The following is a 12171-nucleotide window of genomic DNA, read 5'->3' as shown; positions in this document are numbered from 1 at the left end:
GGTTTAATACAGAAAAGAATAGTCGGCTTATGGCTGCCTGTTCTTTATTTCTTTTTAAGCTTATCTAAAATCCCGAAAGGAATTTTTCCATCTTGCAGCTCCTGCTTTTCCAAATGATCAATTCTTTTCTTGTCAAGCTGTATTTATTGGTCAACCAATTCAAATAGGCCTTTGGGCTCAAATTATTAATCCTCTGGTTCAAGCTTTGTTAAGGCAATTTCTTTAAAGAGCAATCAAAGCTCATTGAAATATTTTAAAAATAGAATCCCCTTCTTTTTAAAGAAAAACCCTATGATAAGATTTCTTTATTCAACCCGGATTATGTAATAGAATTTCTCCGCCCTGACAATGGTCAGGGGTGAAGCCTGTCCCGTGTTTACGGGAAGTGTTGCAATCGCAAGAAAATCAGACTGTTTGGAGATTTTAGTATAACACCGCTATGGTGAAATTGAAAACAGCAACGAAGTGGCTGAGTTTAAAGCGATTTCAGCACGTAATAGAATGTCTATTGCATATTTCGGGTTCAAGATGAGATCCCATAATGTATTAGAAAGACGGATGATTATTGCGGATTAAAATAGAATACTGTTTTCCCTTATAGAGAAAAAAATTGTAAGGGTTAGAATTCGAAAGCGATTAAAAAATAAAAAGCCCTGACATTTTGAAAATGCAGGGCTTAGGTTTTTATCCTATTGTCAGGCTATTAGATTTTCATGATCTCTTCTTCCTTTTTACTAAAAAGCTCATCTATTTTAGTGGAATGTTGGTCCGTCATTTTTTGAACAGTGTCTTCAGCTCTCTTGACCTCATCTTCTGATGCGCCTTCTTTCTGAAGCTTTTTCAAACCTACATTGGTGTCTTTTCTAATGGTTCTGATGCTTATTTTACCATTTTCGCATTCATTCTTAACCTGTTTTACCAGTGTTTTTCTTCGTTCCTCAGTAAGTGGTGGCACGGTCAATAAAACCATTTCTCCATTGTTTTGAGGATTTAGGCCTAAGTCTGAATTGATGATGGCTTTTTCTATTTCAGGAATCAACTTTTGCTCCCATGGTTTGATGGCCAGGGTTCTGGCATCAGGAGTGGTTATTGAAGCTACTTGTTGAAGCGGAGTAGGATTGCCATAATAGGATACCATAATTCCGTCCAAAAAATTAGGCATTGCTTTTCCGGCTCTGATTTTCACCAATTCGGCTACAGTATGTTTCACCGATTTATCCATTAGTGATTTTGCCTCTTCTAAGTATAGCTGGATCTCTTCCATGGGTTATTTTATTTAGATGTAATCAATGTTCCTACTTCTTTACCGTTAATCAGGTCCAAAAGGTTGTCCTTTTTGTTCATATCAAAAACGATAATTGGAAGGTTGTTCTCTTGACAAAGGGTAAAGGCAGTCATGTCCATAACATTCAGGTTTTTCTCGTAAACCTCCTGAAAAGTAATATTGGTATACCTGGTTGCTGTAGCATCTTTTTCAGGATCTGCTGTGTATACACCATCTACACGAGTGCCTTTCAGTACTACCTCTGCTTCAATTTCAATTGCTCTAAGACTGGCTGTAGAATCGGTAGTAAAGTAAGGGTTACCTATACCTGCACCAAAAATAACGATTCTCCCTTTTTCCAAATGGCGAATTGCTCTCCTCCTAATAAAAGGCTCGCAGACACTTTCTACTTTGATCCCTGACATTAGACGTGTGTACATGCCATTTTGCTCAAGAGAACTTTGTAATGCCATTGCGTTGATAAGGGTAGCAAGCATGCCCATGTAATCACCTTGAACCCTGTCTATACCTACCTTGCCGGCTTGTACACCTCTAAAGATATTTCCACCTCCAATTACTATGGCGATTTCTACGCCAAGGTCATGAACGCTTTTGATTTGGGTTGCATATTCTTGAAGTCTCTTTGAGTCAATGCCATAGCTATTGTCTCCCATCAGGGCTTCACCGCTAAGCTTAAGGAGTATTCGTTTGTATTTCATCTTGCGAATTATTTTCTGTTTTACTAGTGAAAGGCCTTGATTAGGACTATTAAAAATTTATTGATCTCAATAAGCCCGACAAATATAAATCCTTGTTTTTAGAATACTAAATCTTAAGGGTAAAAATGGCACAAATCATGCGAATTTTGTGCTTTGGTCTAAAGTTTTCGCTTTGAAGAATATTTTTGTTTAAGCGACTAAGTTAGGAGAAAATGGATTAAAATAAATAAAAAAAACAATTGAATACCCGTTATGATGTCGAATTAAGTAATCGGAGCACTTTGTTTAGAATAATTCCAAAAAACCAGTTTCTTCCAAGCGAGAAGTAAATGGCAGCTTAAATTTCCTTAGGATAAAGCTAAAATCTTGGATAATTACCATTGCCTGTTGCAAGAATTCAACAAGGGAATTTGAGGGAAGGGACAAACCCAGTCCGAAATAGCCTGTCCGCTGTATTGGTTTACAATAGGAATTCAAGCCATTTATTTTTTCTTGTTTTTAATAGTTTCAATTTCCTGCTTTATCCGCTTATTAACATTAATCTTGGCGTCTCTAAAGGTGTAAATCATCGTTTTGAATTCTCTTGCATACGGATTTGAAATGGAGTCCGACAATTCACCATTTGAAAAATAGGGGACAGTTTTTTCCAGTTCACTGTCCTTCTCCTCGAAAGTTTTAACCCTTATCAAATGTTTGTATTGCTGATCAAAATCAAACCAATTGATGTAATCTGCATGAAAAGAAACGGCTCTGATGGAATGTTTACTGTAATAATTTATTGCTCCTGCTTGACCATAGTTATCACAGAGAACTAGCGTTTGATATGAGGAAGTTGACGCTATTTTCTCGTAAATGGCATCCACTTTACTAGCAAGCTCCTTCCAACCAAGCATGTCGGCAAAGTCTTGAGGTAAGTCATGGTTTTGGCCATCTTCCCAACGAAGCATTCCTGATTTTTTATAGCTGTCTGCTTGACTTAAAATATAGGCAGGCGTCTTATTCGGGAATGAAATATTATAAAAAGGGATAAAAACCAATAAAGGAATCATTATGATTATTGGCCTGAGGGAATATTTCCAATTGTTTTTTAACAAGCCAGATAAGTAGACTGATCCAAAGGAAATGTATATAGGATAAAGGCCTATAGCGTAATAATCCTTGGCTTTTAGGGATAGAAAGAGGAGAAGTGTAAAAAAGAAAGACCAAAAATACACTTTGAATTTATGGTAGGGCGGATGAAAATAAAGGGCATATAATCCAGAAACAATCACCACTAAGGAGCCTGCAAAAAATAGAAATTGTGATTTAAGAAAATCAAGCCTGTCAACATGGACTAGATGTTTTTCTGCCAGCTCTTTCATGTGCCAAACAACAGGAAGATCATTAAAGAATTGCCATATTAAGTTGGGACTTATTAGTAACAAGGCCAATGCAATCGCATAATACAAATCCTTTCTTAATAGTATTTTTCGTTGCGGAGTCAATAGTAGGGCTGGAAAAATACCGAGCACAAGAAAAACGATATTGTATTTGTTCAAAAAACCTAAAGCGAAAATCACTGCCGCGTAATAAAGGAATTTAGCGTTTTGAGTATTGAAGTATTTTATGAGAATAAAATAAAGGGTTGTCCAACACAAGATGTCTAAAGAATTCGGTTGATACAAAGTGTTTATTCTAAGTAAAGAGGAAAACAATACACATGTAGCGCCAAGAGTCAATGCAAATAAATCGCCTTTAAGTTCTTCAATAGCCTTCCAAACCAGCAGCATGGTCAATGCCCCAAACAATGCTGGAATAAATTTCACCCAAAATACAGCATTGCCCAGAAAAATAATGATTGAAGAAAACCATGAAGTAGCTGGAGGAACGGAAAGATAGCCCCAAGCTAGGTGATGCCCTTGGTCCAGGTAAAGGAATTCATCACGGTGTAATTCGTATATAGGGCTTATCAGAAAATATTGCAATAAAAACTTCAGTAGTATAAAACTACCCAAAACCCATGTTTTAGTATTTACTGATGGTTGGCGCATTTCATAAAAATAGTTGAAAAAATCTAAAATTACGGGCTATGCAATTCCTTTCTTTATTGAGATTGTTTTTATTTAACCTTTTGAATTTGAGTTAAATGCTATTACAATAGATCGAACAAAAACCTCAATTAGCCCATCCCAGATGAATTTGGGAGGGATGAAGAAAGTCAATTTCAGTTTGATGGGTTTTCAATGCCTTCTCTAATCATATTGTTTATAACTAGTAGGTTGCTTATAATTGAATTAGTGGAAGTCTGATTAGTCCGAATTCTATTGCCCTATTCGGATTCAATCCAATAATACTATTTTCAAGGTTCTGACGTTAGCGAAAAACATTTGAGGACTGGAAAGATTATATAAACGAAATGCTTGGTTTAATTTTAATCCTTTCTTTACATTTGACAAGTAACCAAATTGTCTTGCTGTATGGGTTTAAAAACTAGAGGTAGGGCATTGGCAAACCCTTTTTTACCATCAAATTGCAAAATATTCATGCCAATTATCTTTAGAACTACAGGTTATTTTCTGGCTCTTTCGCTCATCTTTACTTCATGTAAAACAGTATCGACCAGAGGAGATGCAGTGGATGTCGCCCCAATTGAGTCGGTGGATAGCACAAAAACATCTGATAATTCAGCTCGGGAAAGATTAATTAGAGAAAAAGAGGCGAAAATTAAAGGGTACCAAGCTAGTAATAATAGGGACTTCGACTTATTGCATACCCAGTTAAAAGTTAAATTTGATTATTCCTCGCAAACTGTAAATGGAGAGGCTTTACTGACCTTAAAACCATATGCCTATCCTCAGGATGTGTTGGTTTTGGATGCTAAAGATTTTGATATACACAATACCAGCATTCTTATAGGAGCGGAAGAAATTCCTTTAACTTATAAGTATGATCAAGAGAAATTGATTTTGCTTTTACCGGAGCAAGTGAACCGATACGATACCCTTCAAGTTGCTATTGCCTATACTGCATTTCCAGAAAGGGGAGGAAAAGCGGGCAGTGCAGCCATTACGGACACCAAAGGATTGTACTTTATCAATCCGGAGGGAGAGGAAAAAGACAAGCCCGTACAGATTTGGACGCAGGGAGAGACAGTGCATAGTTCCAAGTGGTTTCCAACCATTGACAGTCCCAATGAGCGACAAACCCATGATTTTTTCATTAAGGTACCAGACCAATACATAAGTCTTAGCAATGGGAATAAGGTAGACAGTCAAACAAATGCTGATGGCACAAGAACAGACCATTGGCAGATGAATTTACCTCATGCACCCTATTTGTCAGCCCTTGTTGTGGGAGAATTTGCAGTCATTGAGGATAGTATTGATGGTTTGGCATTGCGTTATTTTGTTGAACCAATATACGAGGAAGGTGCAAAGAAAGTATTTGAGAACACCCCTGAAATGATAAGTTTCTTTTCTTCATTGCTTCAAATGCCATTTCCCTGGCAGAAATATGATCAGGTGGTTGTCAGGGACTTTGTTTCTGGAGCCATGGAGAATACCACCCTTTCTATTTTCATGGAAGCCCTTAACCTGAATGAAAGAGAGGCATTGGATAGCGAGTGGGATTATATCATCGCCCATGAGCTTTTTCATCAATGGTTTGGCAATTATGTTACCACCGAATCATGGGCTAATTTGGCCATGAACGAAGCCTTTGCTGATTATTCTGAATACTTGTGGCTTGAGCATAAAGAAGGGCGAGACCAGGCAGATATGCATCATTTTAATGCCATAGAACAATACATGGGTGAAGCAGAGGAAAAGCAGGTCGATTTGATTCGCTTTTATCACGAAGACAGTGAGGACATGTTTGACAGTCACACCTATGCCAAAGGTGGTCGGGTACTGCATATGTTAAGGAAATTACTGGGGGATGAGGTGTTTTTTGAAGGGTTAAGGATTTATTTGAAAGACAATGCATTCAATAGTGTAGAGGTACACCAACTTCGGCTGGCTTTAGAAAAAGTTTCAGGTAAGGACTTAAACTGGTTTTTTAACCAATGGTTTCTTTCTGCAGGTCATCCACAATTGAAAGTCAGTTGGGATTACTCACAACCTGACAATGTTAAACTGACATTAGAACAGCTTCAGGATGTTTCCAGGTTTCCAGTATTTCAAATCCCGTTTAAAGTAAGTATTTACAAAGAAGGGAAACGAATAGAGCAAAGCTATACCATGGATCGCGCCATGCAGCAATTTGCTTTGGAGAATGGGCCGGGTACAGACTTGGTGCTTTTTGATGAGTTTAGTGAAATTTTAAGCACGAGAGAGGAGCGCCGTGGAGGGGAATTAATGAAGGAGCAGTTCCGCTGGTCTACCTCGGGCTTGTCGAGGGTAGAAGCTTTGGATAGTTTAACCAGTAATTACAGTGATGAGCTAGATTTCTTAGCTACCATGCAGGCAGCCTTGGAGGATTCTTTTTCAGTGGTAAGGGAACTGGCCTTGCATCGTCTAAATCGCTTGGAAGCAGAGGCGGGGGAAGTACTACAATTGGAACAGAAAGTGCTTAAAATGGCTGAGGAAGACCCTAATAATGCAGTGAGGGCAGCTGCTATTGAGGCCTTGGCGGGGATGAACAGTGGTAAGTTTGAGCAATTGTTTTACAGGTTGATCAATGCCCCATCTTATCAGGTTGCCGGTGCAGCTTTGACTGCTTATTTGGATATTGAGGACAATGTGTCGGAGAAAAGGGAGCTGTACCAAAGGTTGAAAGAAGAGGAGAACATACGAATCATAGCTCCCTTGGCAGATTATTTAACTAGGGAGAAAATAGCAGTAGAAGCAGTATGGATGCAAGAGAAGTTGGATAAGCTGGATGGGGAGTCTTTGTATTATTTTCTGGGTTATTACGGGGACTTTTTCGCTAGTGTAGAAGGGGTGTCCACTGCTCAGGCGATTTCCACATTAGGTGAGCTTGCATCTGGTCATAAGCAGAATTATGTAAGGCTGGCCGCATTTCAGTCCTTGTTTGGGTTTATTGATGAGGCAGGTGTCTTAACGCTTGTCAAGTCAATTCAGGCTGCTGAGGAGGATGAAATGATTCGACAATACCAGGAGTATTATATTTCTCCATATTTAGAAAATAATTAAAATGCTGATGATTAGTGAGATACTTTTCTTTTTGAAAAAAAGCTAAGATTTTTTTTTAGAATATTTTGAATGTTTAACAAAAGGGTATAATTTTGCCATCCGTTACGACAACAAAGAAATCTAAAAGAAGAATTCGTGAGTAACATTTATTGAGTTTTTGGGGGAATACCAAAGCGGCCAACTGGGACGGACTGTAAATCCGTTGACTTATGTCTTCACAGGTTCGAATCCTGTTTCCCCCACCAATTTCTTAACGGGAATTGCCGAGAATAGGGCACAAAATATTCTGGTTTAGAACAATTTTTTTGTTATAAAGCTGGAAATTTTTGGATTCTAAAAATTAAATAAAGAATTTGTGGGCCAATTGAAAAATTGGCAGATTAATTAATAAGCGGGAGTAGCTCAGTTGGTAGAGCGGCAGCCTTCCAAGCTGCAGGTCGCGGGTTCGAGCCTCGTCTCCCGCTCTATGCTTATTAAAGGCATAACTGGATGTAAAAAGCCGACGTAGCTCAGGGGTAGAGTGCTTCCTTGGTAAGGAAGAGGTCACGGGTTCAAATCCCGTCGTTGGCTCTGAACATTTATCAATTTTAACGAAATTTAATCTTTAACTAAACAGAGGATTTTCACGCATGGCAAAAGCAACCTTTGACCGTTCCAAACCACACGTAAACATAGGTACGATTGGTCACGTCGATCATGGTAAGACTACTTTGACTGCTGCCATTACCACTGTATTGGCCAGAAAGGGTCTTTCTGAATTAAGAGACTTTGCTTCCATCGATAACGCGCCGGAAGAAAAGGAAAGAGGTATTACAATTAACACCTCTCACGTAGAATATCAAACGGAGGCAAGACATTATGCCCACGTTGATTGTCCAGGTCACGCTGACTACGTTAAAAACATGGTAACTGGTGCTGCTCAGATGGACGGTGCAATTCTTGTAGTTGCAGCCACTGATGGTCCAATGCCACAAACCAGAGAGCACATTCTTCTTGCCCGTCAGGTAGGTGTACCGGCTTTGGTAGTATTCATGAACAAAGTAGATTTGGTGGATGACCCCGAATTACTTGAATTAGTAGAAATGGAAGTTAGAGAACTTCTTTCTTTCTATGAGTTTGATGGAGACAATATTCCTGTAATTGCAGGTTCTGCTCTTGGTGCACTTAACGGTGAAGCCAAATGGGAAGATACTGTAATGGAATTGATGGCAGCTGTGGATTCACACATTCCACTTCCTGAAAGAGCAGTTGATAAAGACTTCTTGATGCCAGTTGAAGATGTATTCTCTATCACAGGTAGAGGTACTGTAGCAACCGGAAGAATTGAAAGAGGAGTTGTCAATTCAGGTGAGGCAGTTGATATCATAGGTATGGGAGCTGAAGGATTAAAATCTACCGTTACTGGTGTAGAGATGTTCCGTAAGATCCTAGATAGAGGAGAAGCTGGTGACAACGTTGGTTTGTTGCTAAGAGGTATTGAGAAGAGCCAAATCAGAAGAGGAATGATCATCTGTAAGCCTGGTTCAGTAAAACCTCACTCGCTTTTCAATGCAGAGGTTTATGTTCTTTCCAAAGAAGAAGGAGGAAGACATACTCCATTCTTTAACAGGTACAGACCTCAGTTTTACTTAAGAACTACTGACGTTACAGGAGAGATTACTCTTCCTGAGAATGTTGAAATGGTAATGCCAGGTGATAACATCACTATAAAAGTTGAATTGATCAACCCAGTCGCTTTGGAAAAAGGACTAAGATTTGCCATCAGAGAAGGTGGTAGAACTGTAGGTGCGGGTCAAGTAACTGAAATACTGGACTAATCATTTATTGATAGACCTTATTACAAATGCGATCTTGAATTTTTCGGGATCGCATTTGTTTCTTAGGGATAGATTCACTACTTTTGCGTTCCTTATTTGAGGTACGTAATACTCACGGGCGTAGTTCAATGGCAGAATAGCGGTCTCCAAAACCGTTGATGGGAGTTCGAATCTCTCCGCCCGTGCAATCTAAGGAAGATAAAACCATGAAGAGTAAGGCAAGGAAGCCGAATCTTTACATGTTATAATCAAGAGTTTGATTAATCTTTATAGGGTGAAAGGAGCTTTTGAAAAACAAATTTTACAAGGATGAATGTTAAAAATTTTGTAATTGAGTCCATTGATGAAATGAGGAATAAGGTCACATGGCCTAAATACTCTACACTTCAAAACAGTGCTGTTTTGGTATTGGTGGCTTCATTAATTTTCGCATTGGTCATCGGTCTTATCGATTTGACTTTCGAAAATATCATGACATGGTTTTATGATTTATTCTAAGAATATTAAATAACGGGATGGCAGATCACAATTGGTACGTGCTCAGGGTAGTGGCAGGTCAGGAAAAAAAAGCAAAGACTTATTTGGACAATGAAATTGCCCGACAAAAGTTGGAGGATTATATTCCTGAAGTCTTAATACCTTCTGAGAAAGTATATGAAATGCGCAATGGCAAAAAGCGTGTCAGGGAAAGAAATTTCTTTCCAGGATATGTATTGGTCAATGCGGATCTCGGACATGGAGAAGCCAATCACGTAATTACGAGTATACCGGGAGTAATCGGTTTTTTAGGGTCAAACCAAGGGGGGGCTTCCAAAACCCCTGAGCCATTACGTCAATCAGAAATCAACAGAATCTTAGGACGAGTTGAAGAGATTGATGAGTTTGCAGAAAAACTGGATACACCATTTATAGTTGGAGAGACTGTTAAAGTAATGGACGGTCCCTTTAGTGGATTCTCGGGAATGATTGAAGAAGTATTTGATGACAAGAAGAAACTTAACGTTATGGTTAAGATCTTTGGTCGGAATACTCCTGTTGAATTAAACTTTATTCAAGTAGAAAAACTAGATTAGGAAATGGCTAAAGAAATCTCTGGTTATCTGAAACTACAGGTAAAGGGTGGCCAGGCTAACCCATCTCCTCCAGTTGGTCCAGCCCTTGGTTCAAAAGGGTTGAACATAATGGAGTTCTGTAAGCAATTTAATGCTAGAACTCAGGAAAAAATGGGCCAGGTTCTTCCTGTTCTTGTTACGATTTATTCGGACAAGTCTTTTGATTTTGTCGTAAAGACGCCTCCTGCAGCAGTAATGCTTTTGGAAGCAGCAAAATTAAAAAGTGGTTCAGCCGAACCAAATAGGAAAAAAGTAGGCTCTGTATCTTGGGATCAAGTCAAAGAAATTGCAGAAGTGAAAATGCCCGATTTGAATGCTTTTGAAATACCTTCTGCTATGCGAATGGTGGCTGGTACAGCTAGAAGTATGGGGATCACGGTTTCAGGAAAAGCTCCTTGGGAGGAATAATACGTAAAAAATGGCTAAGTTAACAAAAAAGAAAAAAGAAGCTCTTTCTAAATACGACCCAAGCCAACAATATTCCTTGGCGGAGGCTTCTAGCATTGTTAAGGACATAACAACAACTAAATTTGACGCTTCTATAGACCTAGACATTCGTCTTGGTGTAGATCCACGAAAAGCTGACCAAATGGTTAGAGGTGTAGTGGCCTTGCCTCACGGTATAGGTAAAGAAGTTAAGGTTTTAGTACTTTGTAGTCCTGATAAGGAAGAAGAAGCCAAAGAAGCAGGAGCTGATTTTGTTGGTTTGGATGAGTTCATTACAAAGATTGAGGGAGGTTGGACTGACATTGATGTCATTATCACAACTCCTAACGTAATGGCAAAAGTAGGTAGACTTGGTAGAGTGTTAGGTCCTCGTGGACTAATGCCTAATCCAAAGTCTGGTACTGTTACCCTGGATGTAGGGAAAGCAGTTAATGAAGTAAAGGCTGGTAAAATAGATTTTAAAGTAGATAAATTTGGTATTATCCACGCAAGTGTTGGTAAAGCCTCTTTCTCTGCTGAGAAAATACAGGAAAATGCGGAAGAGTTAATTCTTACCATTTCCAAATTGAAACCAACCGCTGCTAAAGGTACTTATTTTAAAAGTATTCATTTATCCAGCACTATGTCTTCGGGTATCGTTATTGATAAGAGTAGTATTCAAGGTTTATAAATTATGACTAGAGAAAACAAAAAAAGCATAATTGACGAACTTACCGAAAAGCTAAAGTCTACTCCGCATTTCTATATCTCCGATGCATCAGGATTTAGTGTAGCTCAGGTAAATGGTTTCAGAAAAATGTGCTTCGATAAAGGTTTGGAATATAAGATATATAAAAATACGCTTATAAAAAAGGCCTTGGAAAATCTCGATACAGATTATTCTGAATTTGCAGAAAATGCCTTAAAAGGCTTTTCAGGTATATTGTTCTCACCAGAAGTTGGAAACCTTCCTGCTAAAGTAATTTTAGATTACAGGAAAAAGGTAGCTACTAAAGATAAAAAACCTTGGTTTAAAGGTGCTTCTATCGAAGGTGCTCAGTTTCTAGGAGAAGAAAATCTGGAAATGCTATCAAAACTGAAATCCAAAGAGGAATTGTTGGGCGAGGTTATCTCTCTTCTTCAATCTCCAGCTACAAACGTGGTTTCAGCGCTTCAAAGCGGGAAAAATATTCTTGCAGGTCTAGTGAAAACACTAGCCGAAAAAGAAGAAGCTTAATAAAAACATTCAAATTAGTAAATAACAATCAATTTAAATATTTAATACAATGGCAGATCTTAAAGCATTCGCTGAGCAGTTAGTTAACTTAACTGTAAAAGAGGTAAATGAGTTAGCCGCAATTTTGAAAGATGATTATGGTATCGAACCTGCTGCTGCTGCTGCTACTGTGGTAGCTGCTGGTGGAGCCGCTGGCGATGGTGCTGCTGAAGAAGAGCAAACTTCTTTTGATGTTGTCTTGAAAGCTGCAGGTGGACAAAAATTGGCAGTCGTAAAACTTGTTAAAGAATTGACAGGTCTTGGACTAAAAGAAGCCAAAGAAGTAGTTGATAGCGCTCCTAAAGCTGTTAAAGAAGGCGTAAGCAAAGAAGAAGCTGAAGCTCTTAAGAAACAACTTGAAGAAGCTGGAGCTGAAGTTGAGCTTAAATAGAATTGAATAACCAACTCCTCTTAGGATTGGTTAA

Annotated in this window: 11 protein-coding genes and 4 tRNA genes; 12 read left to right on the top strand and 3 right to left on the bottom strand. The window is 38.6% G+C overall.

Translation table 11 applies throughout. From position 1 onward, the window contains the following. Positions 1 to 703: 703 nt before the first annotated feature. The 3 genes from frr to AC13EX_RS23560 all read right to left on the bottom strand — a co-directional run bounded on the left by frr (position 704) and on the right by AC13EX_RS23560 (position 4013). Positions 704 to 1264 (bottom strand): ribosome recycling factor, encoded by a 561-nt coding sequence (frr, locus tag AC13EX_RS23570; RefSeq protein WP_048642206.1) that lies wholly within the window; start codon positions 1262 to 1264, stop codon positions 704 to 706. An 8-nt stretch (positions 1265 to 1272) separates the two neighbouring features. Beyond that, a complete protein-coding gene (pyrH, locus tag AC13EX_RS23565) occupies positions 1273 to 1983 on the bottom strand; it encodes a UMP kinase (protein ID WP_048642207.1) in 711 nt (236 codons plus the stop codon). A gap of 482 nt (positions 1984 to 2465) precedes the next feature. Continuing rightward, positions 2466 to 4013, bottom strand: coding sequence for an ArnT family glycosyltransferase (locus AC13EX_RS23560; RefSeq protein ID WP_482894550.1), 1548 nt, complete (start codon positions 4011 to 4013; stop codon positions 2466 to 2468). 492 nt (positions 4014 to 4505) lie between these two features. Here AC13EX_RS23560 and AC13EX_RS23555 point away from each other — a divergent pair, with 492 nt between their 5' ends. The 12 genes from AC13EX_RS23555 to rplL all read left to right on the top strand — a co-directional run bounded on the left by AC13EX_RS23555 (position 4506) and on the right by rplL (position 12137). Next, positions 4506 to 7115: a M1 family aminopeptidase gene (locus AC13EX_RS23555; protein WP_482894549.1), complete on the top strand. Its 2610-nt coding sequence runs from the start codon at positions 4506 to 4508 to the stop codon at positions 7113 to 7115. A 159-nt stretch (positions 7116 to 7274) separates the two neighbouring features. Continuing rightward, positions 7275 to 7360 (top strand) — tRNA-Tyr (locus AC13EX_RS23550). A 146-nt stretch (positions 7361 to 7506) separates the two neighbouring features. Further along, positions 7507 to 7579: transfer RNA gene (locus tag AC13EX_RS23545), tRNA-Gly, on the top strand. A 34-nt stretch (positions 7580 to 7613) separates the two neighbouring features. Then, positions 7614 to 7685 (top strand) — tRNA-Thr (locus AC13EX_RS23540). A 59-nt stretch (positions 7686 to 7744) separates the two neighbouring features. After that, complete coding sequence (gene tuf, locus AC13EX_RS23535) at positions 7745 to 8932, top strand: elongation factor Tu (protein ID WP_048642211.1); 1188 nt, start codon at positions 7745 to 7747, stop codon at positions 8930 to 8932. 114 nt (positions 8933 to 9046) lie between these two features. Beyond that, positions 9047 to 9117 (top strand) — tRNA-Trp (locus AC13EX_RS23530). 124 nt (positions 9118 to 9241) lie between these two features. Beyond that, entirely contained in the window at positions 9242 to 9430 is a 189-nt protein-coding gene (secE, locus tag AC13EX_RS23525; protein WP_048642212.1) for a preprotein translocase subunit SecE, read from the top strand. Between the two features lie 17 nt (positions 9431 to 9447). Then, positions 9448 to 10005 (top strand): transcription termination/antitermination protein NusG, encoded by a 558-nt coding sequence (gene nusG, locus AC13EX_RS23520; protein WP_048642213.1) that lies wholly within the window; start codon positions 9448 to 9450, stop codon positions 10003 to 10005. A 3-nt stretch (positions 10006 to 10008) separates the two neighbouring features. After that, positions 10009 to 10452: a 50S ribosomal protein L11 gene (gene rplK / locus AC13EX_RS23515; protein WP_048642214.1), complete on the top strand. Its 444-nt coding sequence runs from the start codon at positions 10009 to 10011 to the stop codon at positions 10450 to 10452. Between the two features lie 10 nt (positions 10453 to 10462). After that, positions 10463 to 11161: a 50S ribosomal protein L1 gene (gene rplA / locus AC13EX_RS23510; RefSeq protein ID WP_048642215.1), complete on the top strand. Its 699-nt coding sequence runs from the start codon at positions 10463 to 10465 to the stop codon at positions 11159 to 11161. A gap of 3 nt (positions 11162 to 11164) precedes the next feature. Beyond that, positions 11165 to 11707 (top strand): 50S ribosomal protein L10, encoded by a 543-nt coding sequence (rplJ, locus tag AC13EX_RS23505; protein ID WP_048642216.1) that lies wholly within the window; start codon positions 11165 to 11167, stop codon positions 11705 to 11707. Between the two features lie 49 nt (positions 11708 to 11756). Next, entirely contained in the window at positions 11757 to 12137 is a 381-nt protein-coding gene (rplL, locus tag AC13EX_RS23500; protein WP_048642217.1) for a 50S ribosomal protein L7/L12, read from the top strand. Positions 12138 to 12171 lie beyond the last annotated feature (34 nt).

The sequence above is a fragment of the Cyclobacterium sp. L-R genome (assembly GCF_056859355.1).
The sequence above is the reverse complement of the archived record's forward strand: the minus strand, read 5'-3'. Positions and strand labels throughout refer to the sequence as shown.

Excerpts from the sequence above, each read along its gene's own strand:
- frr (WP_048642206.1), bottom strand. The coding sequence starts at position 1,264 with ATGGAAGAGATCCAGCTATACTTAGAAGAGGCAAAATCACTAATGGAT.
- pyrH (WP_048642207.1), bottom strand. The coding sequence starts at position 1,983 with ATGAAATACAAACGAATACTCCTTAAGCTTAGCGGTGAAGCCCTGATG.
- AC13EX_RS23560 (WP_482894550.1), bottom strand. The coding sequence starts at position 4,013 with ATGCGCCAACCATCAGTAAATACTAAAACATGGGTTTTGGGTAGTTTT.
- AC13EX_RS23555 (WP_482894549.1), top strand. The coding sequence starts at position 4,506 with ATGCCAATTATCTTTAGAACTACAGGTTATTTTCTGGCTCTTTCGCTC.
- tuf (WP_048642211.1), top strand. The coding sequence starts at position 7,745 with ATGGCAAAAGCAACCTTTGACCGTTCCAAACCACACGTAAACATAGGT.
- secE (WP_048642212.1), top strand. The coding sequence starts at position 9,242 with ATGAATGTTAAAAATTTTGTAATTGAGTCCATTGATGAAATGAGGAAT.
- nusG (WP_048642213.1), top strand. The coding sequence starts at position 9,448 with ATGGCAGATCACAATTGGTACGTGCTCAGGGTAGTGGCAGGTCAGGAA.
- rplK (WP_048642214.1), top strand. The coding sequence starts at position 10,009 with ATGGCTAAAGAAATCTCTGGTTATCTGAAACTACAGGTAAAGGGTGGC.
- rplA (WP_048642215.1), top strand. The coding sequence starts at position 10,463 with ATGGCTAAGTTAACAAAAAAGAAAAAAGAAGCTCTTTCTAAATACGAC.
- rplJ (WP_048642216.1), top strand. The coding sequence starts at position 11,165 with ATGACTAGAGAAAACAAAAAAAGCATAATTGACGAACTTACCGAAAAG.
- rplL (WP_048642217.1), top strand. The coding sequence starts at position 11,757 with ATGGCAGATCTTAAAGCATTCGCTGAGCAGTTAGTTAACTTAACTGTA.